Annotated in this window: 23 protein-coding genes; 11 read left to right on the top strand and 12 right to left on the bottom strand. The window is 54.6% G+C overall.

Annotated features, from left to right (window positions below; all coding sequences use genetic code 11):
- Positions 1 to 6: 6 nt before the first annotated feature.
- Positions 7 to 597 (bottom strand): PilN domain-containing protein, encoded by a 591-nt coding sequence (locus tag VLV32_11220; protein ID HUL42456.1) that lies wholly within the window; start codon positions 595 to 597, stop codon positions 7 to 9.
- A complete protein-coding gene (locus tag VLV32_11225; GenBank protein HUL42457.1) occupies positions 594 to 1,646 on the bottom strand; it encodes a pilus assembly protein PilM in 1,053 nt (350 codons plus the stop codon). Before VLV32_11225 ends, VLV32_11220 begins: the two co-directional genes overlap by 4 nt.
- A gap of 180 nt (positions 1,647 to 1,826) precedes the next feature.
- Here VLV32_11225 and VLV32_11230 point away from each other — a divergent pair, with 180 nt between their 5' ends.
- Positions 1,827 to 4,163: a penicillin-binding protein 1A gene (locus tag VLV32_11230; protein ID HUL42458.1), complete on the top strand. Its 2,337-nt coding sequence runs from the start codon at positions 1,827 to 1,829 to the stop codon at positions 4,161 to 4,163.
- A gap of 12 nt (positions 4,164 to 4,175) precedes the next feature.
- Positions 4,176 to 4,784 (top strand): hypothetical protein, encoded by a 609-nt coding sequence (locus VLV32_11235; protein HUL42459.1) that lies wholly within the window; start codon positions 4,176 to 4,178, stop codon positions 4,782 to 4,784.
- Between the two features lie 10 nt (positions 4,785 to 4,794).
- Here the strand turns inward: VLV32_11235 and hemB are convergent, their stop codons facing one another.
- The gene (hemB, locus tag VLV32_11240; GenBank protein HUL42460.1) at positions 4,795 to 5,805 is read right to left on the bottom strand and encodes a porphobilinogen synthase; all 1,011 of its coding nucleotides are present in this window, start codon (positions 5,803 to 5,805) and stop codon (positions 4,795 to 4,797) included.
- A 972-nt stretch (positions 5,806 to 6,777) separates the two neighbouring features.
- On the opposite strand from hemB, the gene VLV32_11245 reads away from it, so the two are divergent.
- On the top strand, positions 6,778 to 7,392 hold the full coding sequence (locus VLV32_11245; protein ID HUL42461.1) for a c-type cytochrome: 615 nt from the start codon (positions 6,778 to 6,780) through the stop codon (positions 7,390 to 7,392).
- 49 nt (positions 7,393 to 7,441) lie between these two features.
- Here the strand turns inward: VLV32_11245 and VLV32_11250 are convergent, their stop codons facing one another.
- The 4 genes from VLV32_11250 to VLV32_11265 are packed head-to-tail and all read right to left on the bottom strand — an operon-like array spanning position 7,442 to position 10,745.
- A complete protein-coding gene (locus VLV32_11250) occupies positions 7,442 to 8,032 on the bottom strand; it encodes a GNAT family N-acetyltransferase (protein HUL42462.1) in 591 nt (196 codons plus the stop codon).
- A complete protein-coding gene (gene hemL / locus VLV32_11255; GenBank protein ID HUL42463.1) occupies positions 8,029 to 9,309 on the bottom strand; it encodes a glutamate-1-semialdehyde 2,1-aminomutase in 1,281 nt (426 codons plus the stop codon). Before hemL ends, VLV32_11250 begins: the two co-directional genes overlap by 4 nt.
- Positions 9,296 to 9,937, bottom strand: a complete 642-nt coding sequence (gene thiE, locus VLV32_11260; protein ID HUL42464.1) for a thiamine phosphate synthase — start codon at positions 9,935 to 9,937, stop codon at positions 9,296 to 9,298. The genes hemL and thiE overlap by 14 nt, the downstream gene beginning before the upstream one ends.
- Positions 9,921 to 10,745, bottom strand: coding sequence for a hydroxymethylpyrimidine/phosphomethylpyrimidine kinase (locus tag VLV32_11265; GenBank protein HUL42465.1), 825 nt, complete (start codon positions 10,743 to 10,745; stop codon positions 9,921 to 9,923). The genes thiE and VLV32_11265 overlap by 17 nt, the downstream gene beginning before the upstream one ends.
- Positions 10,746 to 10,793: 48 nt before the next feature.
- Between VLV32_11265 and VLV32_11270 the strand changes: the two genes are divergently transcribed.
- On the top strand, positions 10,794 to 10,958 hold the full coding sequence (locus VLV32_11270) for a rubredoxin (protein ID HUL42466.1): 165 nt from the start codon (positions 10,794 to 10,796) through the stop codon (positions 10,956 to 10,958).
- Positions 10,959 to 10,978: 20 nt separating this feature from the next.
- Positions 10,979 to 11,371, top strand: a complete 393-nt coding sequence (gloA, locus tag VLV32_11275) for a lactoylglutathione lyase (protein HUL42467.1) — start codon at positions 10,979 to 10,981, stop codon at positions 11,369 to 11,371.
- A gap of 22 nt (positions 11,372 to 11,393) precedes the next feature.
- On the opposite strand, the gene VLV32_11280 is transcribed toward gloA, so the two are convergent.
- From VLV32_11280 to VLV32_11300, 5 genes are all read right to left on the bottom strand, one after another.
- Positions 11,394 to 13,118 (bottom strand): diguanylate cyclase, encoded by a 1,725-nt coding sequence (locus VLV32_11280; GenBank protein ID HUL42468.1) that lies wholly within the window; start codon positions 13,116 to 13,118, stop codon positions 11,394 to 11,396.
- A gap of 33 nt (positions 13,119 to 13,151) precedes the next feature.
- Positions 13,152 to 13,931, bottom strand: coding sequence for a 16S rRNA (adenine(1518)-N(6)/adenine(1519)-N(6))-dimethyltransferase RsmA (gene rsmA / locus VLV32_11285; GenBank protein HUL42469.1), 780 nt, complete (start codon positions 13,929 to 13,931; stop codon positions 13,152 to 13,154).
- Positions 13,932 to 13,968: 37 nt separating this feature from the next.
- Positions 13,969 to 15,015 carry a 4-hydroxythreonine-4-phosphate dehydrogenase PdxA gene (gene pdxA / locus VLV32_11290; protein ID HUL42470.1) on the bottom strand — a complete coding sequence of 349 codons (1,047 nt, stop codon included), beginning with the start codon at positions 15,013 to 15,015 and terminating at the stop codon, positions 13,969 to 13,971.
- A 62-nt stretch (positions 15,016 to 15,077) separates the two neighbouring features.
- Positions 15,078 to 16,406: a peptidylprolyl isomerase gene (locus tag VLV32_11295; GenBank protein ID HUL42471.1), complete on the bottom strand. Its 1,329-nt coding sequence runs from the start codon at positions 16,404 to 16,406 to the stop codon at positions 15,078 to 15,080.
- A 33-nt stretch (positions 16,407 to 16,439) separates the two neighbouring features.
- The gene (locus VLV32_11300) at positions 16,440 to 18,581 is read right to left on the bottom strand and encodes an LPS-assembly protein LptD (protein ID HUL42472.1); all 2,142 of its coding nucleotides are present in this window, start codon (positions 18,579 to 18,581) and stop codon (positions 16,440 to 16,442) included.
- A gap of 198 nt (positions 18,582 to 18,779) precedes the next feature.
- Between VLV32_11300 and VLV32_11305 the strand changes: the two genes are divergently transcribed.
- The 6 genes from VLV32_11305 (at position 18,780) to VLV32_11330 (ending at position 24,350) form a co-directional block, all read left to right on the top strand.
- On the top strand, positions 18,780 to 19,757 hold the full coding sequence (locus VLV32_11305; protein ID HUL42473.1) for a phosphotransferase: 978 nt from the start codon (positions 18,780 to 18,782) through the stop codon (positions 19,755 to 19,757).
- A 10-nt stretch (positions 19,758 to 19,767) separates the two neighbouring features.
- Positions 19,768 to 20,460, top strand: a complete 693-nt coding sequence (locus VLV32_11310) for a nucleotidyltransferase family protein (protein ID HUL42474.1) — start codon at positions 19,768 to 19,770, stop codon at positions 20,458 to 20,460.
- A gap of 43 nt (positions 20,461 to 20,503) precedes the next feature.
- Positions 20,504 to 21,814, top strand: coding sequence for an aminopeptidase P N-terminal domain-containing protein (locus VLV32_11315; GenBank protein HUL42475.1), 1,311 nt, complete (start codon positions 20,504 to 20,506; stop codon positions 21,812 to 21,814).
- Complete coding sequence (locus VLV32_11320; protein HUL42476.1) at positions 21,804 to 22,952, top strand: FAD-dependent oxidoreductase; 1,149 nt, start codon at positions 21,804 to 21,806, stop codon at positions 22,950 to 22,952. The genes VLV32_11315 and VLV32_11320 overlap by 11 nt, the downstream gene beginning before the upstream one ends.
- Before the next feature lie 145 nt (positions 22,953 to 23,097).
- The gene (dusB, locus tag VLV32_11325; GenBank protein ID HUL42477.1) at positions 23,098 to 24,114 is read left to right on the top strand and encodes a tRNA dihydrouridine synthase DusB; all 1,017 of its coding nucleotides are present in this window, start codon (positions 23,098 to 23,100) and stop codon (positions 24,112 to 24,114) included.
- The gene (locus tag VLV32_11330; GenBank protein ID HUL42478.1) at positions 24,114 to 24,350 is read left to right on the top strand and encodes a helix-turn-helix domain-containing protein; all 237 of its coding nucleotides are present in this window, start codon (positions 24,114 to 24,116) and stop codon (positions 24,348 to 24,350) included. Before dusB ends, VLV32_11330 begins: the two co-directional genes overlap by 1 nt.
- Positions 24,351 to 24,411 lie beyond the last annotated feature (61 nt).

Below are 24,411 nucleotides of genomic sequence, written 5' to 3' on the forward strand. Positions count from 1 at the left end.
CCTGGCTTAAGCTCCATGTTTGGGACCAGGTTTGAGCGAGGGTTTGGTCTCTTCTTTTGCGCGCGCGAGGATAAAGTTCAAATTAAATTCGCTCAGCCTGTTAGTACCTTGGATGACGGTTTTGATTTCCACAAGGTTCGGAGACTCGAACTGGGGCGTTGATTCAAGATTGCGCAACAAGGTGGAAACGCGAGCATTGGTCTGGGCGTAACCGGTGAGATCAACCTTGTTGCCGGTTTCCTTAACACTCTTTAAGTAAACACCCTCGGGAAGCTGCCGCACCAGCTGATCGAGCAAATGAACCGTTTCCGAGCGGTTAGTTTGCAGCGCTTCGACCACTCTTTTGCGTGCCAGCAGCACCTGGATTTGCTCTTTGAGCTTTTTAATTTCATTAATTTGTGTATCCAGAATAGCGATTTCCTTTTCCAGGAAGTGGTTGCGCTCCGCTTGGTAAGAGATTCGGGCGCTGATAATGCCGTGCACAAAAAAGACAATAAGCAGCCCCAAGCCAACAGTCATGCCAGCTTGAATGTAAAAGTGGCGTTGCCTGGCGCGCCGCTTAAGCTCACGGTGGGGCAGCAGGTTGATGCGGATCACTGATCGAACCTCCGCATGGCAAGCCCGCACGCGACCATTAACGCGGGCGCGTCGGTGCTCAACTGGCGCGGCCGTACCTTGCTGGAAAGCGCCATGTTTGCAAACGGATTGGCAACCATTGTGTTAACCTGCGTGCGGCTCGCCACCACGTCATCGAGACCCGGAATCATCGCGCAGCCACCGGCCAGGAGAATGTGGTGGGTTTGGCTGAATTGCGTGGACGTGAAAAAAAATTGCAAGGCGCGCGCAACTTCCAGTGCCAGCGTATCCATAAACGGTTGCAGCACATCGGTTTGATAATTATCGGGCAACGACCCATCTCGTTTTGCTTTTTCCGCTTCTTCCGAGGAGAGATTGAACCTGCGTTGGATTTCCTGTGTCAATTGATTGCCGCCGAACGGTTGTTCTCGGGTGTACACCGACTGGTTGTTATGCAGCACATTGATATTCATGATCGCAGTGCCGATATCGACAATTGCCACAACTTGATCCCGGCCGCCGTCCGGCAACTGCGGTTCTATCAACTCGAAAGCAGTTTCCGTGGCAAAGGAATCCACGTCCATGACTATAGCTTTGAGACCGGCCGCCTCGGCCGCCGCTACGCGGTCTTCAACCTTTTCCTTGCGCGATGCCGCAATAAGAACCTCGACTTCATCAGGATTGTTAGGCGCCTGCCCCAGCACCTGGAAGTCCAGATTGACTTCATCGATGGCAAAAGGGATGTACTGGTTGGCTTCGGCCGCAACTTGCTGTTCCAAGTCTTCCTCGCGTTGCCCGCCGGGAAGAACGATTTTCTTGGTAATCACCGCCGCTGCAGGCAATGCCATTGCAACGTTCTTTATGCGCGTGCCCATGCTTCTCCATCCACGCTTGATACCGTCGCTCACCGCTTCCAGATTGGAGATATTGCCATCTACTACCGAATCCTTAGGCAGCGGCTCGATCGTATAGCGCTCGACCCGGTACCCGCTTTTTCCTGCTTCGGAGATTTCGACCATCTTTACTGCGGACGAACTGACATCCACGCCGATCAAAGGCGGCGTGGGCATTTCAAAGAAATTGAATTTCCCTTTAGGCATATACCGGTTAGAGGCAATCTATATAATTTACATTAAATCCTAGCAACAAGCCCAAACCATGTAAAGTAAATTTTTGGCAAATTTCTTTTGGAGCTCAGTGCGCCTATAATCGCCCAAATTCATGAATCTTACCTTTAAGATGAAAACGTTATGATCGTTGCTCGTTGGTTGGGATTCCTGTTGCTTGCGATACTTGGAGCGGGCTTACTTGGGGCGCTACTCGCGGCCTTTGCCGCGATAATTGCGTACCCCAGCCTGCCGTCACTTGAAACCTTGACTGATTACCGACCCAAGATTCCGCTGCGGGTATATACCGCGGACGGTTATTTGATTGGCGAATTCGGAGAAGAACGGCGTAACGTGGTCAGAATCGAAACTGTGCCGAAACTGATGGTACAGGCGATCTTGGCTGCTGAGGACGAGCGCTTTTACCAACATGGTGGCGTGGATTACGTTGGGGTGCTGCGCGCGGCCTATTCCAATTTTTCTTCTGGGGCCGCCCGCCAGGGGGCTAGCACCATTACCATGCAAGTTGCCCGCAATTTTTTTCTAACCAAGGAAAAGACACTGGCACGCAAATTCAGCGAAGCGCTGCTAGCCTTGAAGATCGAACATATTTTGAGCAAAGACAAAATCCTCGAGCTGTACATTAACCAAATTTACCTGGGACAGCGCGCCTATGGCTTTGCAGCTGCCGCGCAGACCTATTTTGGCAAACCACTGGACCAACTGAACCTAGGCGAAATGGCGATGCTCGCCGGCCTGCCGAAAGCGCCTTCGCGCGATAACCCGATTGATAATCCAAAACGCGCCAAACAACGCCAGCAATATGTGCTGCGCCGTATGCTGGACCTTAAGTTGATCACTGACGAGCAATATCGAACCGCAGGCGCACAACCCATAGTGGTAAAGCAAGAACAGCAGGAATTCGCGGTGAAAGGCGACTACGTCGCGGAAATGGTGCGTCAGGCCATGTACGAGCAGTACCAAGACGAAGCCTATACTCGGGGCTTCAACGTATATACCACAGTGCTCAAATCGCATCAGGATGCTGCTTACGCCGCGTTGCGCGACGGGGTGATGGAATATGACCGGCGCCACGGCTATCGCGGGCCGGAAGGATATATCGAATTGCCGCGCGATCCGTCCCAGGCGGAAAATATTATCGACGACGCGCTTTCAGAGGTTAGTGAAAGCGGTGATCTTATTCCCGCCGTGGTGTTAGAGGCGAGTCCGAGATTGGTGAAGGCCTACGTCAAAGGCGGTGAAACAGTGGATATCAGTGGTGAAGGGCTTAAGTTTGTGAAGGAAAATATCGGGGAACGCGTCAAACTGCGGCAGCGTATCCGGAGGGGGTCGCTAATTCGGCTCCAGAAAGATGAACGTGATCAGTGGCAAATCACGCAACTACCGGCCGTTGAGGCCGCGCTCGTGTCATTGAATCCAAAAGACGGGGCCATACTCGCGCTGGTTGGGGGATTTGACTTCAATCACAATAAGTTTAACCACGTCACTCAGGCTTTTCGCCAGCCTGGCTCGAGTTTCAAGCCCTTTATTTATTCTGCGGCACTGGAGAAAGGATTTACGCCGGCGACAGTGATAAATGACGCCCCACTCGTGGTGGACCCTTCTCAAACCGGCGACGAGGACTGGGAACCCAGAAACTTCGAAGACCAATACTCCGGACCGATCCGGTTTCGCATTGCTTTAGCCAAATCCAAAAACCTGGTTTCAGTGCGCATATTGCAAGCCATTACCCCGCAGTACGCGCAGGATTACATCACCCGGTTCGGATTCGATCCATCGCGCCATCCGCCGTATCTGACGATGGCCCTGGGCGCGGGTACCGCTACCCCGTTGCAGATGGCGACTGGCTACGCAGTGTTCGCCAACGGTGGATACCGAATTACTCCCTATTTCATACAGCGCATTGAAGACGACCGCGGCAATGTGCTGGTGCAGGCCAAACCGGAACGCGCGGGAGACGGTGCACCGCGCGTTATTGATGCTAGAAATGCTTTTATAATGACCACGCTTATGCAGGATGTTATCGCCAAGGGGACCGGGGTGCGGGCGAGGGAGCTTAAGCGCACGGATTTGGCAGGCAAAACCGGTACTACTAATGAAAACGTGGACGCATGGTTTGCAGGCTATCAACCTAATATCGTCGCGGTGGCTTGGATTGGTTATGATCAGCCCAATACTCTCGGTGAGCATGAAACGGGTGCCGTTGCCGCGTTGCCGATGTGGATCGAATACATGGGCCAAGTGCTGAAAGGCATGCCGGAAGCAAGCTACTCGGCGCCTGAAGGTGTTGTTACCGCGAAGATAAACCCGGATACCGGTTTGCGGGACCCGGAAAACAAAAACGGCATTGTCGAATATTTTTATGCGGAGAATCTGCCCCCAGAACAGGAAAATGGTTTTGGCGGATCACCGGGAAATTCAGGCCGACCCGCTGAAGAAATTAAGAACCAGCTCTTTTAAGCGGCGGAAATCATGCCGAGAGTTCCTGGCCCAAAACGACAACAGCTGCGTGAACATATTGCCTACCAAGCGGCGCGTCTAATGGCTAAGGACGGCATCGCCGACTTTGCATTGGCAAAACGCAAAGCGGCGCGACAAGCCGGCGCTTCCAACCTGCGGGAGCTCCCCACCAATGAGGAAGTGGAACAGGCTTTGCGCGCCTATCAGGAACTCTATCAAGGCGAAGAACAACGGGCTGTACTCGTGCATCTAAGAAGGCAAGCCATTGCAGTAATGCAATTGCTTACCCGTTTTAATCCACACTTAACAGGATCGGTCCTCTCGGGCACCGCGGGCAGGCACTCCGAGGTCAGTTTGCAGCTGTTTGTGGACAACGTAAAGGATGTCGAACTATTTTTACTGAATAATCAAATACCTTATCGAAGAGCCGAAAAGCGCATGTATGTCGGCGAAGCATTGCGTGTGATTCCGGTGTTTGCTGTAGACGGCAAGGACGCGGTTGTGACAGTTGCGGTTTTTTTGACGGATGACCAGCGTCACGCGCTTAGGTCCTCAGTCGACGGGAAACCGATCGAGCGCGCCCGGACTGAGGTGGTGGAGACCCTACTGCAAAGGCTATGAGCCAAGTGTTTTAGAAGCCCTCTTCGGCAAGCCAAGACGCGGTATCCAGTGCAAAATAGGTTAGTATCCCGTCGGCGCCGGCGCGTTTGAAAGCGAGCAGCGCTTCCAGTACGCATTCCCTCTCATTCAGCCAACCTTTTTTTGCGGCGGCCTTAAGCATCGCGTATTCACCGCTCACCTGATAAACAAAAGTTGGCGCTTTGAACGTTTCTTTTATCCTGCGCAGCACATCGAGATACGGCATACCCGGCTTGACCATGACCATGTCCGCGCCTTCCTGCAGATCGAGAGCTACCTCCCGCAGCGCCTCATCGCTGTTAGCGGGATCCATTTGATACGTGTGCTTATTGCCGCTGCCAAGATTTCGCGCCGAACCTACTGCCTCGCGGAACGGGCTGTAAAAATTCGATGCGTATTTGGCCGAGTAAGCCAAGATGAGTGTATGAATAAAATTCTCTTCCTCGAGTGCCTTGCGGATTGCTCCTATGCGCCCGTCCATCATGTCCGAGGGGGCTAGGATATCCGCGCCGGCACGAGCCTGCACTAGCGCCTGCTTAGTGAGTGCCGCGACGGTTTCATCGTTCATCACATAGCCGGACGAGTCGATCAGCCCATCCTGGCCATGGCTGGTATAAGGGTCAAGCGCGACGTCGGTGATGATACCGAGTTCCGGCAAGCGTTCTTTCAAAGCCCGTACCACTCGTGGTATGAGGCCGCGAGGGTTGAATGCTTCCTTTGCATCCGGCGTCTTCCGTTTCTGCGCAATGACCGGGAACAGGGCGATTGCGGGGATGCCTAATTTCGTACATTTTTCGGCCTGGTACAGCAATCGGTCCAACGTTTGCCGCATGATTCCCGGCATGGAGGGTATTGGCTCGGATCGGTTATTTCCGTCAAGCACAAATACGGGATAGATCAGATCCTCGGCGCAAAGACGGTTCTCGCGAACCAACCGGCGCGAAAAATCATCGCGCCGCAACCGCCGCATTCTTACATTTGGAAATTTGCCCGGCTTCTGCATTATTGTGCCCGGATACTATAAATTTTTATATTGACACAATATTCTGATTAACGGAAAGGGCACAGGCTTGAATTAACTTGAGCGCGAACGCCTTTTTATGCTCAGGCGCAGTACGCTTTTTTGATTTTAGGCTATTGATAATAAAAACGATAATTTTTTCCGGGTGAACGGAACTTATACCATCCCCCGGAGAACTAATGTTGCAGACGGTTGTTTTCGTCTCCCGCTTCTCCTCCCTGAGCGGGTGCCTTAAATCTAATTAAGGCGTTTCGCCCCCGGTTTGTTCCCCTTTAACCGGGGGTTTTTTATTCTTGAGACCGACGCAAAATTGCGCCAAAGCGGCGGGGAGGGCGGCAACGGGTTCAGTAATCCCGGTTCTGGAAATGGCTGGCAACGAATTGCACCTACATCGGTACCCAAACCGGGCTAACGTTTCAGCAACATTGCGAAGCAGGTCTTTTACGCCTGTTTGTTCGACTCGGTGTCCAAGTTCAGCAGGGTATGAACGGTGTTCCGGATCGGCGGGGAAACCGAGCGGCAATTTTGTACCCGGTCCAATCAACTATTTTCTGGTTTGCAGCTACTCGCTTAACTGCAGTTCTCCACGCCGCAGAGCGGCAGGCGCCGTCACATAACCCAGTCGGTCGGATCCAAACGATAGCTCGCATCCCACTAGCTCAAAAAAATTGCCCAATGGCCGCGGTTGATCTGGAAATGCAAATAAGCCATTTGGCATTTGCAAGCGCACTTTTTTGCGCTCGATTTTGCGAGTTTGCAGCAATCTACAATAGTTATCTCTTTGCCAAATGACGCGTGCCGATCGGGCGGGTTCCGAATACAGGAAAGGATTTGGCGCGCTGAAACCGGGAAATGAATAGATTCGACGCACGTAGTTTAATAGCGCGATTGACAATGGCTGATATAAAATGAGCCGGTTATTGGAACGGGGATTTTTAGGGAACTGATCAGAGAATGAAACCTACTATGCTGTTGCTCGCTGCGGCCGGCATGCTGTGTCCGGCTATCGCCGCCAATCCGGCGCAGGGCGACGCAGCAAAAGTGCAGCAAATCGCGACTCAAGTATGCGCCGCATGCCATGGCGCGGACGGAAATAGCCTGCTCCCGGCGACTCCCAATCTTGCCGGGCAGTACCCTGAGTATCTTACCAGCCAGTTGCTGAGTTTTAAGACGGGCGCGCGCAAGAACGCGGTGATGTCCGGGATCGCTGCCACTCTGACTCCGGATGATATGAAAAATTTGGGGGCCTACTATGGTGAACAGCCCCCAAAGCTCGGCACTGCCACAAACCCCGAACTGGTTGCCCTCGGAGAAAAGATATATCGGGGCGGCGTTGCCGCGACCGCCGTTCCCGCGTGCGCTGCCTGCCATACTCCTGATGGCGCCGGTATTCCCCCGCTGTTTCCGCGTCTTGCTGGCCAGCACGCGGAGTATGTCCTCGCGCAATTAAAAGCGTTCAGCAGTGGCGAGCGTGCTGATGACAACAGCAAAATGATGCGTGCTATCGCGGTGAAACTTAGCGACAAGGAAATGCAGGCCGTGGGCCAGTACATTTCGGGTCTACATTAAAGCATATCTCCATCAATCAAAGTTTCTACCCGCATACCTTCCAGCCGCTTTAGCCTAATTCATTTTTTCGCGTTATCGCCCGTGCGAATTTCCTGGCGGATAGAAGCTGCGCTTTCATAGCAATATCCCATAGCGCAACCTTATCCTGTACCAACTCGTTCGCAACGTTCGCCGCATCGGGCGGCGGCAATTCCAGATGCGCGTCGGTCTCACCAGCGCCCGCGGCGACCACCCGCATTCCCGACTTGGCCGCAATGTGCACCATGGGCCGGTTCTCGCTGAGGCAGTGCATGAAAAGAATTTTGATATAGTGGTTACGCGCATGCGCCTCGGCGCGCTTAAATAGCGCCGTACCGATACCTTGGCGGCGATGTCCGGGCAAAATGCTTACGCCAAGCTCGGCGGCGTCGTGTTCAGGATCAAGTGCCAAGTGCGCGACTCCGGCAAGCTTCAGACTGTCATCGAATACGCCGAACACCGCGTCCTTTTCGAAGTTGATTTTGTCCACATAGGAATTCAGCGCTTCCTTGCTCAACGAGCTGCCAAAGCGCAATCGCAGGTCTTCGGGCGGAAGAGCGAGGAAGTGCTGGCGCAATGCCTCGTCGCTGAGTGCCGACAACTGTTTGATGAGCGCCGTCATAACTCGGCAAACACCTGCTCGGCCGCCGCGAGCGTTGCATCAATTTCCCTTTCGCCGTGCGCAGCAGATACAAAACCCGCTTCAAATGGCGACGGAGCGAAATAGAAGCCTTTTTGCAGCATGGCGTGGAAAAAACGCGTGAACCTGGATGTATCGCACTGTCTGACTTCGCTGTAATTTTGCGGCGGATTTTGCCGGAAATAAATGCCAAACATGCCTCCTACAGCTTGTGACGAAAATGCTGCTCGGCGTCTGCGGGCGGCCATGCTCAAGCCTTCGCACAGTTTTTGCGTAGCTGCGGAGAGCTTTTCGTAAAATCCGGGCGCTTGGACCAAGCGCAGCGTCGCCAAGCCCGCCGCCACTGCCACTGGATTGCCTGAGAGCGTGCCCGCCTGATATACCGGGCCGCACGGGGAAATGTCCTGCATGATATCGCGTCTGCCGCCGAACGCGCCAAGCGGCATGCCGCCTCCAATTATCTTGCCCAGGGTAGTGAGATCAGGAATGATTTTGTAGAGCCCCTGTGCACCCGTCAGCGCAACCCTAAATCCGGTCATCACCTCGTCGAAAATGAGCACCGCGCCATTTTTTGTACACAGACTTCTAAGCAGCTGCAAGAATTCCATTGTGGGTTTGACTAAGTTCATATTGCCGGCGACAGGTTCCACTATCACTGCAGCGATTTCCCCGCCCATGTTATTGAAAATTCGCTCCAAGGCTTCGCTGTCGTTAAATTCAAGCACCGTGGTCAGGGCAGCGATTTGCGTTGGAACGCCGGCAGAATCGGGCTGGGCCAAAGTGAGTGCGCCCGATCCCGCCTTCACCAGCAACGAGTCCGCGTGGCCATGATAACAACCGGCAAACTTGATGATGCGGTTTCTGCCAGTAAAGCCGCGCGCAAGGCGAACCGCGCTCATCGTGGCCTCGGTACCGGAGCTCACCAGGCGCACCTGTTGCAGTGACGGTAATAGCTGACACAGAAGCCGCGCCATTTCCAGTTCGGTTTCAGTTGGTGCGCCAAAGCTCAGGCCTTTAGCGGCCGTTCGGTCGACCGCGGCGACGACATCAGGATATGCGTGGCCAAGAATTAGCGGACCCCAGGAGCCGACGTAATCCACGTAGGCCTTGCCGTCCGCATCCCATACCGTTGCACCCTGACCCCGAGTCACAAAAAACGGAGTGCCACCGACGGATTTAAATGCTCGCACCGGCGAATTTACTCCGCCCGGAATGAATTGTTGCGATTGCTCGAATAGTTCCTGGTTACGCGACGCCATGACGTTGATGCGCAAACAAAGAAGCAAAAATTTTTGCCGTTTCCACGATGTCGGAGGCATTGAAAAGTGCGGAAATGACGCCAACCGCGTCCGCACCCGCTTCTATCAGCAACGCGGCGTTTTGCAGATTGATTCCTCCAATTGCCACGACGGGCACGTTCAGCCGCAATTTTGCGTTCCGCAACAATTTGAACGGCGCTCTGACTGCATCGGGTTTGACAGTGGAAGAAAAGAAACGTCCGAACGCTACATAATCTGCTCCCTCGGCCTCGCATTGGAGCGCGCGCTGCAAATCGTTGTAGCACGAAGCGCCAAGGAGCTTATGCTTGCCAAGCCTGATTCGCGCGTCCGCGATCGGACAGTCGCTCGATCCAAGATGTACACCGCCGGCGTTAATTTCAAGCGCCAGTTCCAGGTCGTCGTTAACGATCATTGGCACTGCGGCCTCGCGGCATACGCGCATAAGTGCGCTTGCCTGCTGCAGCTTAAGTGATTGATCGGCGCTCTTGTTACGGTATTGAAGGGCGCGCGCGCCGCCTTCAAGCGCCAGGCGCACTTGTTTAATTAATTTCTGGGTATCAGCCAGGTCGGGAGTTATTGCGTAAAGACCACTAATCCTGCCGTTCATCTTCTTCGCGCGCCCAGAACAGGCGATCGGGTATGTACTGTCCCATCCCGGGGCGAAATGCCAATTTGAGCGCATGCCAGGTGTATTCCTGCGCGTCTCTGACGGCTTCAGAAATAGTCAGGCCGTTGGCGATGGTTGCCGTTACGGCAGCGGCAAGCGTACAACCCGAGCCGTGGTAACTGCCCGGCAAGCGCTCCCAGGAATCATTTCGCAAGATGCCTTCTTGCGCGTACAAAGTATTAATAACCTGTGGCGTATTTTCGTGCGTGCCGGTAATCAGCACGTATTCACAGCCCATTCCGAGAAGCCGTTGTGCGCAATCGCTCAAAGCCGGTTCGTCGCCTTCGTTGGCATCGTCCAGCGCCAAACGTCTTGCTTCCACGCTGTTGGGCGTCATTAAAGTTGTTTGCGGAATTAAAAGCTCACGCATAGCTGCGATCATTTCATCGGTAACCAGTTCATCGCCGCGTCCAGACGCCAGCACCGGATCAAGTACCAAAGGAATGTCCGGGTAGTCCGACACGACTTCAGCGATGGCAGCGATGATTTCCACGCTGCCAAGCAGGCCGATTTTGAACGCGGACACCGCCATGTCTTCGAGGACACAACGCGCTTGGTCGGCGACCCAATCCGCATCCAGTGCAAGTAAATCTTCCACACCTGCGCTGTCCTGGATAGTGACAGCAGTTACCACTGAAAGCGGATGGCAGCCCATGCTCGAGAGCGTCATGATATCGGCTTGCAAACCCGCGCCGCCAGAAGGATCGGTGGCAGCGAAGCAAAGAACCATCGGAGGGGGCTGAGGCATGTGGAGTTTCGTTATAATAATGGCATTTTAGCTTAAACGTTGCGCCGCATGAAAACTTATATGTGCCTGATTTGCGGTTTTATCTATGACGAGGCCGCAGGTTTGCCAGAAGAGGGCATCGCCCCGGGCACGAAGTGGCAGGATCTGCCGCCTAACTGGTGCTGCCCCGAGTGCGGAGCGCGAAAAGAAGATTTTGAGATGATCGAGATATAGAAGTTCTTTAGGAGAGCACAATGCGGATTATGCATACCATGCTGCGCGTCGGCGATCTCGAACGCTCGATAGCGTTTTATACCCGGGTGTTGGGCATGCAGGTCTTGCGCAAGCAAGATTATCCCGAAGGCAAATTTACCCTGGCTTTTGTGGGTTACGGCGATGAAGCGTCGCAGGCCGTTCTTGAGCTTACGCATAACTGGGAAATTTCCTCCTACGACCTGGGCAACGGCTACGGCCATGTAGCCATCGAAGTACCGGATGCGTATGCGGCGTGCGCGCAGGTAAAACAGCGCGGCGGCAAAGTTACGCGTGAACCCGGCCCCATGAAGCACGGAACGACGGTGATCGCATTTGTCGAAGACCCGGACGGCTACAAAATCGAATTCATACAAGGGAAAGGCCGCGGATAGAGCACACGCTGCAGGTATTTGCTCAAGTCGCTTTCGAGGTTTCTTCTGCGATCATGAGGCGATTGCGACCCGCTTGCTTGGCACGATAAAGAGCGGCGTCCGCAGCCTGAATCAACTCTTCCGCAGTGGCCCCGTGCTGGGGGAATAGCGCCAGCCCCAGCGAAATGCTGACCGGGCCCAGCGTTTGTCCGTTTAACGTTACATGCATGCGCAGCGCGGCCTCGCGCAACAGTTCGCCGCGCTGGCGTGCAATACTTAAAGACGCTTCTGGCAAAACCAATATAAATTCCTCTCCACCGTAGCGGCAAGCAATATCGCTGCCGCGAATCTGACGCTCTATCAGGTGCGCCAGGCTTCGCAATACAGCGTCGCCAGCTTCGTGCCCGTAGGTGTCATTGAAGCGCTTGAAGTAATCTACATCGAGAACAATTACCGCCAGCATGGTTTTTTTGCGTTCAGTACGCGCCAGCTCGCGTTGCATGACTTCCTGCAGATAACGTCGGTTATGCAGGCCCGTCAATGGGTCGTGTATGGACTGCTGCCGTAACGTCTCGCGCAACCGCAAATTGGTAACCGCCAGCGCCACCTGGTCGGCAAACGTTGCTGCTAATTGCTGAAGCTTGTCTACGCGCTGCGCAGGTTCGCCGCGAACTGAATCCATGTCCAGTTGCAAATGCAGGAGGCCCACTGTTTCGGAATGCACCACCATCGGCACGCACATGTAAAACAATTGCGGAACACCGGCTGCTTTTACATGATCGCACTGCAGGCCGACGCGGGGATCGTCCACCAGGTGCAACCTTCCGCGGCGCAGTGCCCAGCATTCCTGTGGGGCGAACAGTGGTCCGCCGATTTCAGGTTCGCCCCAAGTGGCGCCAGCTTCCAAATATTCACGAGAATCGTGCATTACGAAGAACACACCGGCCTCGCCCGGGAACAAGCGCTTGCCGAACTGCGCAATGGCGTTATAAGCCTCCTTCACGTTCATACAGGATTGCAATACTCCGCTCATCTGACCCAATACTAGTTTTTCGTGCTCCTGTTGCTGGAGCAGGCGCGTGCCGTTTTCCAGTTTTTCGCCGAGATCCTTCAGCGCCCGCTGGTCCTGCGCGCGTTGGCTAAGATCGCGGTAGGCCGCGTAAAAGATCAACGTCAGCAGGAACAGATTAGTGAGCGCGCTGGCCGCAAACAGGATATAGGTATCGCGTGAACTCATGCGCGCGGCTAGACTGCTTTGGTTCAACAGGTCCTGTTCCTGCAGTTCGATCTCGCCGATCAGGTGGCGGATTACGTCCATGGGCGCCTTTGCTTTGCCGATTGCCATGGCTTTTGCGGCGGCTTCAAATCCGGATTTTTTACGCAGGATAATAGACTCGTTTAGTTCGCCAATTTTGGTGTTGACCAGCGCAATCAGCGAATTAAAATTTTGTGCGTCCACGGACGCACCGACCGACTTCAGCAGCTCGAGCCTGGCGCCTATGCTAGCAACAGCCGCGTGGTAAGGTTCCAGATAGCGTTCCTCTCCGGTAATGAGATAGCTGCGCTCGCCGACCTCGGCGTCAGCAAGCAGCTGCAGAATGCCAGCCACGGCTTTCAGCGCCTTATGCTGCGCGCTTGCTAGGTCGACGGAAGCGACCAGTTTGACGGTGTTCCGGTAGGCGACAACGGAAAGTGCAATGTTGACGGAGACAAGCAGGGTCGCTAAACCGAACGCGAGCAGGCTTGTCTTAGGAAGGTGCCACTTCATGCGTGCGTCAAAGCGCGCAACAGCAAGCCGGTTTTATGTTCCAACTGTTTTGCCAAGGTAGTTGGATATGCGCGCAAAATCGGCGCAAGTCAGATTCTGCGCGCGCCAGCCGGGATCAATTCCCAGCGCCGAAAAATCCTCACACGCAAGATAACGGCCCAAGGTATTACGCAAAGTTTTTCTGCGCTGTGAAAAAGCACTGCTCACAATCCGCCTGAAAAGATTTTCATTTTCCGCCTGTAATTCCCCCAAAGGGCGCGGAAGCATGCGTACGAACGCGGATTCGACGCGGGGTGCGGGCCGAAAGGCATGACTTGGTACGTCCAGCAGTTTTTCCATGTCACAGCGATATTGTAACATCACAGACAGCCTGCCATAGGCGGTGCTGGACGGCGCGGCCACCATGCGTTCGACCACTTCTTTTTGCAGCATAACATGCAGGTCGCGGATGCAATTTGCGAAGCGCATTAAATGAAACAGCAATGGCGAAGAAATATTGTAAGGCAGATTTCCAACGACTCGAAGGTTTTCGCCCAGCACCGAAAAATCGAAGCCGAGGGCGTCGGTAACGTGTACCGTGAGTCGAGGCGCGGCAAACTCGCCAACCAAGCGGGCAGCGATATCTCGATCGATTTCCACGACGTGCAGATGCTCAAGGTGTTCCAGCAATGGACGGGTCAGCGCTCCCCTGCCGGGCCCAATTTCCACCATGCGATCGGAGCCCTGAGGTGCAATTGCTGCAATGATCGCATCGGTAATTTCCGGATCAATCAGAAAATTCTGGCTAAACCGTTTTCGTGCCGCAGGTAGCATCGTTCAATGATCGGAATTCGGAGCAGGCGGCGCTTGATTATTCTATGCCGGCCGGCACAGCGTGAATTGCGCTTCGCGTTTCCCGGCGCCTGACATTATTTGAAAGCTGCCGGGCAAGCCTGATCGCCGACCACAGGCTGCCGCTGTCGATTTTGCCTGTTCCTGCCCGCTCGAGGGCTGTGCCGTGATCGACCGAGGTGCGGATGACCGGCAAACCCAGCGTAACATTGACCCCGGAACCAAAACTCGCGTATTTCACGACAGGAAGCCCCTGATCGTGGTACATGGTGAGAACGCAATCACAATTTCTGAGGTGTTCGCGAGTGAATAAAGTATCGGCCGGGAGCGGTCCTTGAACGTCGATACCATCGATTCGCAGCTTAGTTAACACGGGGATAATTACTCGTTGTTCTTCATCTCCCAGATAACCGTATTCGCCAGCATGAGGATTTAAGCCCGCAACCAATATGCGCGGAGCAGCAATTCCAAATCTCGAAGCCAAATCATGTTGCAGAATACGCAATTTGCACTCCAGATCGTTCCGGCTAAGAGCGGCCGGCACATTCTTCAAAGCGAGGTGGGTGGTCGCAAGCGCCACTCGTAAACCGCCCCCGACAAGCATCATGACAACGTGCTTGGTGGCGGTTTGTTGGGCCAGATATTCGGTATGTCCAGTAAATGGAATGCCGGCATCATTGATTACGCCTTTGTGAACAGGCCCGGTCACCATGGCATCGAATTGTTTCTCAAGGCAGCCCTGGAGCGCCCGTTGCAACGTGCGCAGCACGTAGCCGCTATTGGCCGAGTCCGGCTTCCCCGCAACCGCGGGCTTGGCAAGCGGTTGGTGAAGAATCAGGAGACTTCCCGAAGCCGGGGTTTTCATGCCCGCGGCAAAATCCACGAGATTGATTTTTTTCTTCAGCATCAGCGCCCGTTCGGCAAGCAGCGTTTTATCAGCGATCACCACCACCTGCGCCCGGAATTTGCGATGCGCCAATAAGACGCATAGATCCGGCCCGATGCCTGCGGGTTCACCGGCAGTCAGGGCAAGGGTCGGAACCGAATTAGCGCGCGCCATGAGCATGCTTAAAGTGCATATAAATAAGCGCAGCGATCATTACCGATCCTCTCTACGCCACGATGAATTTACTTGTCGTTCAAGTGGTATTCCACGTAGGCGCTGTCGCGCAACTGCCGGAGCCATTCTTCGTAGGCTTCATCGGCCTTGCGTGCCCGTATGGCTTGGCGCGCGAGCAGCCGTTCGCGATCATGGGTAACATCCTGTTCGCGCCGTGCCAACACCTGAATGAGGTGCCAGCCGTATGGCGACCGCACCGGATCGCTGATTTGTCCGATCTTGAGCGCATTCATGGCGTGTTCGAAATCGGGCACGGTATCGCCCGGAGAAATCCAACCCAAATCGCCACCCTGCGCAGCGCTGCCGTCTTCGGAGTTAAGGCGCGCCAGTTCCGCGAAGTCAGCACCGTTCTCGAGCCTCTCCTTGAGGTTGAGCAGGCGCGCGCGCGCTTCGCTGTCCGATACCAGCTCGCTGGTTTTAACGAGAATATGTCGGACATGGGTCTGTTGCACCTCAATCGTAGCGTCCTTGCCACGCTCGTCCAGTAATTTGATGATATGAAAGCCGTTGGCACTACGCAATATGCCGCTTACGTCGCCCGGCTTCATCGAGCGCAAGGCATCAAGAAATAGTGTTGGTAGCCGGCCTGCTGGACGCCAGCCCAAAGCGCCACCTTGCAATGCGTCCGCCGCGTCAGAATAACTCACTGCGATCTGCGCAAAATCCGCCCCGTTTTTTATCTGCTCCAGGGCCTGCTCGGCGCGGGCGCGCTTGGCCTGGATCTGTTCCGGGCTTGCCTGCTCCGGCACCAACACCAGAATATGCGCCAGGTTATATTCATCCTCTTTGCCCAGAGCCGCTTGGGATTTCAGGTAATTCGCGATTTCGCTGTCGGTCACTACGATTTTATTGTCCACATCCCGTTCCTTGAGCCGTGTCATGATGATCTCGTTACGTATCTCCTCGCGGAAATGATTGAAATTCACGCCATCGCGCTCCAACGTGTCACGCATTTGCTGCAGACTCATTTTGTTGTTCTGGGCAATGCGCTCCATAGTCTTTTCCAATAGCGTATCATCCACGCGCACACCGGTTTCCTTAGCGTACTGTAGCTGTACGCGGTCGTTAATTAAGCGTTCCAGGAGCTGTTTTTCGAGTACGTTCCGGGGTGGCAGCGGAGTCCCTTGTTTTTTGAGTTGGTTGACCACCAGATTGATGTGATCGTCAAGCTCATACTGGGTAATCACATCGTCGTTGACGACGGCCACGATGCGATCGAGCGGAATGATCTTTGTGTTTGCGGCGTCGGTCTGGGCGGCACCGATAGGTGCAATAAAGTGCGCGTTTACCAGCACGATCCAGCACGCGCGTTGCAGATAAGTCTTGAGCACGCTCATTTGCACAGCACTTCGGGCATCGTTATAGAATTGCTACTGTTCGGTGCTGCCGAGCGGCTGATTGGTTTTGGTATAGCCCGGGATTTCACGTTTTAGAATCGAAAGTGGATTAGAGCCCAACTTGGTAAGTCCGTTCAACTCAAGCTGGAAAAACACACCGGTTGTCGCCTGCGATTGCGCGGTGGTCAGTCGGTGTGCAACAAAGCGAAACGTCCAGCAGCAGCTATTATATTCAACTCCGAGCAGTCCCTCCAAAGTCGTACTGTCGAAAAGCGAATAATTGAAGCGACCCACTCCATACCACCCGCCACCGAGGTGCCACTGCCCGCTGAGATCCGTCTGTTCAATCGAACCGCGGATATAACGGTAACCCAAATTGAGGACTTTTCCCGGTTCAGGCTGATAACGGAAGTTGATGTTGTATTTTTGGATGTCGCTGGAGGACGGCGTATACTCCACGCCGGATTCAGCGGACAACTTGGGGATCACCGTGGCGCTGAAGGCGGCAACGATATCCGAAGCTGTGTTGACGGTGGTAGTGGTGGTGCCGGGCCCCGTCAGTGAATTGGGCACGGTGCTGCTCAGAGTGACCCGCTGCTGACCGATGAGCAGGCGCTGCCCGATGTCAAAGCGCAGCCGCTCGTCTCCGTTGTTGGAAAGTAATCGCGAAGTGACCCCTAGCGTCATCTGATTGGCGTTATTGATGCGGTCTCCGCCGCTGAATACGTTTTCTGTGAATATGCGCGAATAATTGACGTCGGCTTGTGCGCTGTCAAAGACAGGAATCTGGCTCTGCTCGCGGAACGGGATATTGAGGTAGTAAACCTTGGGTTCGAGGGTCTGCGTTAAGTTTTGGCCGAAAATCGAAGCGGGGCGCTCAAAAATGAGCCCGGTCTCGATGCTGGAAATCGGCATTACACGGTTGGTGTCAGGTGGAGCAGTACCATTTTCGCTAAACGTATAGTGAGTAAAATTGACACCGATCTTAGGCGTAAAAAAGGCGTAGGAATTCTGCAGCGGATAGCTGATGCTCGGATACGCTATGAAGCGTTCGCCGTTGACGAGTGTAGCGTGGTAGAAATTGGTGTATTGGCTGGTCAGCGACAGATCAAATCCGCCGACATCCTGGCGCGCCGCGTTATAGTTAAACTGCGGCAGCGGTTCGTAAGGGGGAATTATTGGTGCCTGCGGTTGCTGTAGTGTTTGATAGCCTAACGCGGTCAATGTCGCATTCCAATATGGCTGGCTGTAGCTCAGGGTTCCTTGCTGCGGCAAAGTGACCTGCGATGTGAAAGCAATGTTGGTACTGAGGTCGCGGAAATAATTATCGTCGGAAACCCTTTGGTAATTCACAGATCCGGTAAAACCGCTCCCGAGGTCCTGCATGTGATTGAACAACAGCGCGTAGCGCGTTTTATCTTGGTCAACCTGATCGTCGGGAAGTAGATCCACGCGATCGATCCCGGAGTAGCTCGGCTGCAGATAACGGAATTCGGAATTAAACTGAGCCCCACGCTTTGACATCACCCGCGGAGCTAAAGTCGCGTCGTAATTCGGCGCGATGTTCCAGTAATAAGGTAGCGTAAACTCGAAACCGCTGTTGCTGCTATTGCCCACTGTAGGCGGCAGAAATCCAGATTTGCGCGCGCTGGTCACGGGAAAATCTATCCACGGCGTGTAAAGGATTGGAACCCCCTTGAACACGATGCTGGCGTCGCGCGCCACACCGATGTTATTGGCTTGGTCGATTTTCAGATCGCGCGCACGCAAATACCAGTCGTCGTTGCCAACGGGGCAGGTTGTGTAATTTGCCTGTTCCAAGTGGTATATCTCGGGACCTTCCAACAGCAAATTCCCCGCGCTTCCCCTGCTCTGGTTTTTCTGAAGACTGAATTCCGGGGATTCAAAATAGCCGATGTCGCGTTCGATGTTAAATTTTGCCTTCGGACCCTGTACCGAACTGCCTCGCTGCTCGAGGCGTACATGGCCTTCAGCCTCAATTTCGTCTTCGGAGATAAAATAGGTCAATCGATCCGCGAATACCGCTTCCCCGTCGCGGCGCAACACCGCTGACCCTTGCGCCGTTATTTTCTCTTGGCCCGTTCCCTCGATGCGGTCGGCTTCCACGAAAACCGGCAGCGCTTCTTGCAGTTTAGGTGACGGGTTTAGGCGCATATCCAATTTCAGTTTGAGCGCATCTTCATCCGCATTCGAAGTATGGGAAAAAAGACAAAGCAACAAAAAGGCAATAGAGGTAGGACGGAGTTTTTCCATCGCGCATTGAATGGCCGGAGGCAGTTTTGATTTTTAAGTGCTAAAATCGCACAAATTCAGCATTATGGCAATTAAGGTACGCTTTTGAAACGTTTTGTTTTGCTGAAGAACTGGGTCGGTTCGCAGTTTCCCGGAGCCTCATTTACGCTGGAATCGGCGTCAGAAGACGCCAGTTTTCGCCGTTACTTCCGTGCGACGTTTGAGGACCGTTCGTTGATGGTCATGGATGCGCCTCCGTCGCATGAAGATTGCGCGCCGTTCATAAAGGTGTCGGAATTGTTTTATGCCGCGGGTGCGCATGTACCGCGAGTACTTGCCAGCGATTTGAAGCATGGCTTCCTGCTGCTGGACGATCTCGGCACGATCACTTATTTACAGGCCCTGCAGGACGGAAATGCTAATCGCTTGTATCTGGACGCGATCGAGTCCTTGATCAAGATTCAACGGGCGAGCCGCGCGGGCGTGCTGCCGGCTTATGATGAAGCTCTTTTATTGAGGGAAATGCGTCTGTTCCCTGATTGGTATGTGGCCAAAAAACTGCGAATTGGATTAAATCCCGGGCAAGCAGATGTGCTGGACTCGATGTTCGAGCGAGTGTTGCAGAACAATATTGCGCAACCGCGGGTATATGTGCACCGCGACTACCATTCGCGCAACCTGATGGTGGGTGATCCCAATCCGGGTATTCTGGATTTTCAGGACGCAGTATACGGGCCGATTACCTACGATGTGGTTTCACTCTTCAAGGATGCTTATGTATGCTGGGACGAAGAGCGGATCCTGGACTGGGTGGTGCGCTACTGGGAGCGCGCCAGGAAGGCGGGACTCCCGGTAGCCGCCGACTTTGCGGAATTCTACCGCGATTTCGAATGGATGGGGATCCAAAGACACCTGAAGGTCCTGGGCATTTTCGCCCGCCTTTATTACCGCGACGGCAAAGAGGGGTACCTTAAGGATCTACCTCGGGTGATGCAGTACTTGCGCAAAGCCTGCGAACGCTATTCGGATTTCACGCCGCTGCTCAAGCTACTGGACGAGCTGGAAGGGCGGAGTGCGCGCGTCAGTTACAACCTTTGAGTTCGCCAAAGTGCGTGCCATGATCCTTGCTGCCGGCCGGGGCGAGCGCATGCGCCCGGTTAGCGATCTCCTGCCAAAAGCTTTGTTGCCCGCCGCGGGCAAGCCGCTCATAGTGTGGATTTTGGAAAACCTTGCGGCGGCGGGGTTCAAGGAAATCGTCATTAATCACGCGCATCTCGGAAACCTCATTGAAACTGCGCTGGGAGACGGCGCACGCTTCGGGGTACACATCACTTACTCTCCTGAAGCGCAAGCGCTGGAAACGGCGGGCGGGATCGCCAACGCGCTGCCATTGATCGGAAATCAGCCGTTTGTAGTGGTCAACGCGGATATTTTTTGCGAGTTTGATTTCAAGTTGCTGAAGTCGAAGGCAGGCAACTTCGTTGCAAGCGGATGTGTTGCCCACTTGGTGCTGGTGGATAATCCGGACCACCACCGCCAGGGCGACTTTGGCCTAGCCCGGGGCAAAGTGACTCTGCAAGGCCAGCCGCAACTTACTTACAGCGGTATCGGCCTATATCATCCCGCGGCATTCGCGGGTGTTGCGCCTGGCGCAAAAGCTAAACTCGCGCCGCTGTTGCGCGCCCAGATTGAAGCCGGAAAAGTCACTGGCGAACAGTTTCACGGACTGTGGATGGATATCGGCACTTCAGAACGTCTTCGTGCACTCGATACTCTGCTGCGTGCCAAACGTGCGGGCTGAGCAGGGTTTCGGATTATAATTTCTTGTGCATCAACTGTCGCCGATGAGCAATTACTCCATTTACGCGCAGCGCCGCGCCAAACTGTTAGATGAAATGCAAGCCGGAGTTGCAATTATACCGACTGCAGCCGAGCGCGTGCGCAACCGCGACGCGCACTATCCATATCGCTTCGACAGCTACTTTTATTACTTGAGCGGCTTTGCCGAGCCGGGAGCAGCGTTGGTGTTGATTGGCGGCAAGAAACCCAGATCCATTCTGTTTTGTCGCGACAAGGACCCCGAGCGTGAAGTGTGGGACGGCTACCGTTACGGCCCGGAGGGAGCGCGCGAGCACTTTGAATTTGACGAGGGCCATTCGCTTGCCGCGCTTGACGAAATTATGCCCAAGCTGCTGGCTGACCAGCCGGTTCTGTACTATGCAATGGGAACAGACGAACGGTGGGATGCGCGCATCGTCGGTTGGCTGAACAATGTGCGCAGCGAGTCGCGCAGTGGCGTCACCGCTCCCGGAGAAATTAAGGACGTGCGCCGAATTCTGGACGAAATGCGAATCATCAAAGACAGCCACGAACTTGTACTGATGCGCCAAGCCGCGGAAATTTCCACGAGTGCGCACCGTCGGGCAATGCGCGCGACCCGCCCCGGCAAGGGGGAATTCGAAATTGAAGCAGAGCTGATACACGAATTTCGCCGGCGCGGTGCGCAAGCTCCGGCTTATACGCCCATCGTTGCAGGCGGAGCCAATGCGTGCGTATTGCATTACGTGGAAAACAGCGCAAGGCTTAAGGACGGCGATTTATTGCTCATCGATGCCGGCTGCGAGCTCGACGGCTATGCTTCGGACATCACCCGCACTTTTCCGGTGAACGGCCGGTTCAAAGGCCCGCAGAAAGATGTCTACCAGTTGGTTCTCGAAGCGCAGACAGCGGCAATAGCTGCGGTAAAACCCGGCAACGGCTGGGACCGGCCGCACGGCGCGGCGCTCAAGGTGTTAGCGCAAGGCATGATCGATCTGGGTCTGTGCAAAGGCAGTCTGGACAAAGTGCTGGAGTCGGGCGACTACAAGCGGTTTTACATGCACCGCACCGGACACTGGCTGGGATTGGACGTGCACGATGCGGGTGATTACAAACGCGGCGGCAAATGGCGCGAGCTCAAGCCGGGAATGGTGTTGACCGTTGAACCGGGCTGTTACGTGCGTCCGGGAAAAGGTGTGCCGCAGAAATTATGGAATATCGGCGTGCGTATTGAAGACGATGTGCTGGTCACGTCAAAGGGCCGGGACGTGTTGACCGACGCCGCGCCTAAGAAAATCGAAGTTATCGAGAAGCTGATGCAAGACAATGCCGCCTGAGTCTGCAGATATCGTGATCGTCGGTGGCGGTCCTACCGGCGCCGCCTTGGCGCTCGCCTTGCGCAGCAGTGGCTTGAGCGTGGTGCTGCTTGAAGCAAAGGACTCCTTAGCCAGTGATTCCCGGCCGCTCGCGCTGTCCTACGGCAGCCGCTTAATACTCGAGCATTTGGGGGTCTGGAAGCGGGTGGCGGCCCCGACCCCGATACTGAACATCCACGTTTCTCAACGCGGTGGTTTCGGTCGCAGCGTGCTGAGTGCTGCGGAAGCCGGCGTTCCGGCCTTGGGCTACGTCGTTGCCTACAGCGAACTGCAGTCAGCTTTGCAGCATGACTTGAACGGCTGTTTAAGGGGCGCGACTGTTTTGCGCATTGAAGCCGGCGCAGAATCGGCAAAGGCGGAGTTCACCTACCTCGGCAATATGCGACAAGTCAGCTGCAAACTTCTGGTTGTGGCCGAGGGCGGACGCAATCTCGAGGGTGTCGAAGGGGTGACGCACAGGGAAAAGGATTATCATCAAAACGCCGTGGTAACACAGGTCAACACGCGCGCGCCGCATCGCAATGTCGCCTATGAGCGGTTTACGTCTCAAGGACCCATCGCGCTGCTGCCGTTCGGCGAAAAATTAGCGTTGGTCTGGACCACCAGTCCCCAAGTTGCCGAGAAGCTGTGCGGCCTGAACGACGCGTTGTTTTTGCAGCGCTTGCACCAACACTTTGGCGACCGGCTTGGCGGATTTACAGGGACCGGGAAGCGCGCCAGTTTTCCGCTAAAACTCAAGTATGCGATCAGTCCTACCCTGCAGCGGACGGTGATTTTAGGGAATGCCGCGCAAACCCTGCACCCCGTTGCAGGGCAGGGATTCAATTTGGGATTGCGCGACTCCTGGGAATTGAGCGAAATAATTCTGCGCAGTACGGTGCAACAACTTGGCGCATCGGAAATGCTGAGGTCTTATCGCGGGCGGCGGCGGCTTGACCGTTACGGAGGAATTTTCTTTACCGACACGCTGTTAAGGCTGTTTACCCGCGACAGCGCGCCTTTGTCCGCGGCGCGCGGTTTTGCGCTTGCCGCCCTAGATGCAATGCCGGCGGCAAAACGTTTCTTGATGAGACGTATGATTTTCGGTACGCGGGGTTGATTGCAGCATTTGTTTTGGCGCTTGCGTGCGCTAATACTCTTTAGCTTCTTGTACCTTGTAGTGAGTTCTGCAAGAAATTTCTAATCCACTTTTCTAACGCATAAAATTGCGATTACAATTACACCCCTGCCACGAAGTAAATATCATGCAAATTGGCGCTCATCAACTCAAGAACAATCTCATTGTCGCTCCAATGGCTGGCGTCACCGACCGTCCTTTCCGCCAGCTGTGCAAAAAAATGGGCGCGGGAATGGCGGTATCGGAGATGGTGTCGAGCAATTCCCTGCTTTGGGGTTCGCAAAAGACCTTGCGCCGGGCCGACCACCAAGGCGAGGTTGAGCCAATATCGGTGCAAATCGCTGGGGCAGATCCGCAAATGCTTTCGCAGGCTGCCAAATACAATGTGGACCAGGGGGCGCAAATTATTGACATTAACATGGGATGCCCGGCAAAAAAGGTCTGCAATGTTATGGCCGGATCGGCCTTAATGCAGAATGAGCGGCTGGTCGGCGAGATCCTCGATGCGGTGGTGTCGGCGGTGCAAGTTCCAGTTACTTTGAAAATCCGTACCGGCTGGGATCGCCAGAACCGGAATGCCTTGAGCGTTGCCCGGATTGCTGAAAATGCCGGCATCCAGGCGCTGGCGGTTCACGGACGGACTCGCGCCTGCGGTTTTTCAGGCCATGCCGAATATGACACTATCGCTGAGGTGAAAACGCAAGCGAACATTCCGGTTATCGCCAACGGCGATATCACATCGCCGGAAAAGGTAAAACACGTTTTGGATTACACCAAAGCGGATGCTGTGATGATCGGCCGCGCAGCACAAGGCAGACCGTGGATCTTCCGGGAAATCAGCCATTATCTCGAGACCGGCGCACATTTGCCGGCGCCCGAAGTCGAGGAGATTCGCCGTGTTCTGAATGCGCATCTTAATGATCTCTACCAGTTTTATGGCGAATACTTAGGAGTGCGAATAGCGCGCAGGCATATTTCCTGGTACACAAAGGGATTGATCGGCTCTGGCGCGTTCCGCCACGCCATAAATCAACTGGAAAGCAGCCCTGAGCAGCTTGCTGCGGTAAACCGCTTCTTCGACCAATTGGCAGAGCGCGGGAAGCGCATTTTGTACCAAGAGCCAGTGGAACTCGCAGCGGCATGATTGACGAAAACGACATCGCCCGCTGCGTTCGAAAAGCCATTGACGGCTATTTCAAGGACTTGGACGGAGAAAAGCCTTGCGCTATATACGACATGGTAATTCGTTCCATAGAAAAACCACTTTTGGAATTGGTGCTGCATCGTGCCAAGGGCAATCAGACCCATGCCGCGCAAATGTTGGGGCTGAACCGGAATACTTTGCGCAAAAAGATGCACCACTACCGCATCAAGGGTTAAGGAACCTTTGATGACGCCTCGCGCGAGCGCAGCGTCCAGTAGCGCTTTGCGAGCCTTGAAT

It is taken from the genome of Burkholderiales bacterium, from assembly GCA_035518095.1.
GTDB lineage: Bacteria > Pseudomonadota > Gammaproteobacteria > Burkholderiales > JAHFRG01 > JAHFRG01.

Bases quoted from the DNA above. Each gene is read 5' to 3' on its own strand.
- VLV32_11225 (HUL42457.1), bottom strand. From the start codon at position 1,646: ATGCCCACGCCGCCTTTGATCGGCGTGGATGTCAGTTCGTCCGCAGTA.
- VLV32_11230 (HUL42458.1), top strand. From the start codon at position 1,827: ATGATCGTTGCTCGTTGGTTGGGATTCCTGTTGCTTGCGATACTTGGA.
- VLV32_11235 (HUL42459.1), top strand. From the start codon at position 4,176: ATGCCGAGAGTTCCTGGCCCAAAACGACAACAGCTGCGTGAACATATT.
- hemB (HUL42460.1), bottom strand. From the start codon at position 5,805: ATGCAGAAGCCGGGCAAATTTCCAAATGTAAGAATGCGGCGGTTGCGG.
- VLV32_11245 (HUL42461.1), top strand. From the start codon at position 6,778: ATGAAACCTACTATGCTGTTGCTCGCTGCGGCCGGCATGCTGTGTCCG.
- VLV32_11250 (HUL42462.1), bottom strand. From the start codon at position 8,032: ATGACGGCGCTCATCAAACAGTTGTCGGCACTCAGCGACGAGGCATTG.
- hemL (HUL42463.1), bottom strand. From the start codon at position 9,309: ATGGCGTCGCGTAACCAGGAACTATTCGAGCAATCGCAACAATTCATT.
- thiE (HUL42464.1), bottom strand. From the start codon at position 9,937: ATGAACGGCAGGATTAGTGGTCTTTACGCAATAACTCCCGACCTGGCT.
- VLV32_11265 (HUL42465.1), bottom strand. From the start codon at position 10,745: ATGCCTCAGCCCCCTCCGATGGTTCTTTGCTTCGCTGCCACCGATCCT.
- VLV32_11270 (HUL42466.1), top strand. From the start codon at position 10,794: ATGAAAACTTATATGTGCCTGATTTGCGGTTTTATCTATGACGAGGCC.
- gloA (HUL42467.1), top strand. From the start codon at position 10,979: ATGCGGATTATGCATACCATGCTGCGCGTCGGCGATCTCGAACGCTCG.
- VLV32_11280 (HUL42468.1), bottom strand. From the start codon at position 13,118: ATGAAGTGGCACCTTCCTAAGACAAGCCTGCTCGCGTTCGGTTTAGCG.
- rsmA (HUL42469.1), bottom strand. From the start codon at position 13,931: ATGCTACCTGCGGCACGAAAACGGTTTAGCCAGAATTTTCTGATTGAT.
- pdxA (HUL42470.1), bottom strand. From the start codon at position 15,015: ATGCTCATGGCGCGCGCTAATTCGGTTCCGACCCTTGCCCTGACTGCC.
- VLV32_11295 (HUL42471.1), bottom strand. From the start codon at position 16,406: ATGAGCGTGCTCAAGACTTATCTGCAACGCGCGTGCTGGATCGTGCTG.
- VLV32_11300 (HUL42472.1), bottom strand. From the start codon at position 18,581: ATGCGCCTAAACCCGTCACCTAAACTGCAAGAAGCGCTGCCGGTTTTC.
- VLV32_11315 (HUL42475.1), top strand. From the start codon at position 20,504: ATGAGCAATTACTCCATTTACGCGCAGCGCCGCGCCAAACTGTTAGAT.
- VLV32_11320 (HUL42476.1), top strand. From the start codon at position 21,804: ATGCCGCCTGAGTCTGCAGATATCGTGATCGTCGGTGGCGGTCCTACC.
- dusB (HUL42477.1), top strand. From the start codon at position 23,098: ATGCAAATTGGCGCTCATCAACTCAAGAACAATCTCATTGTCGCTCCA.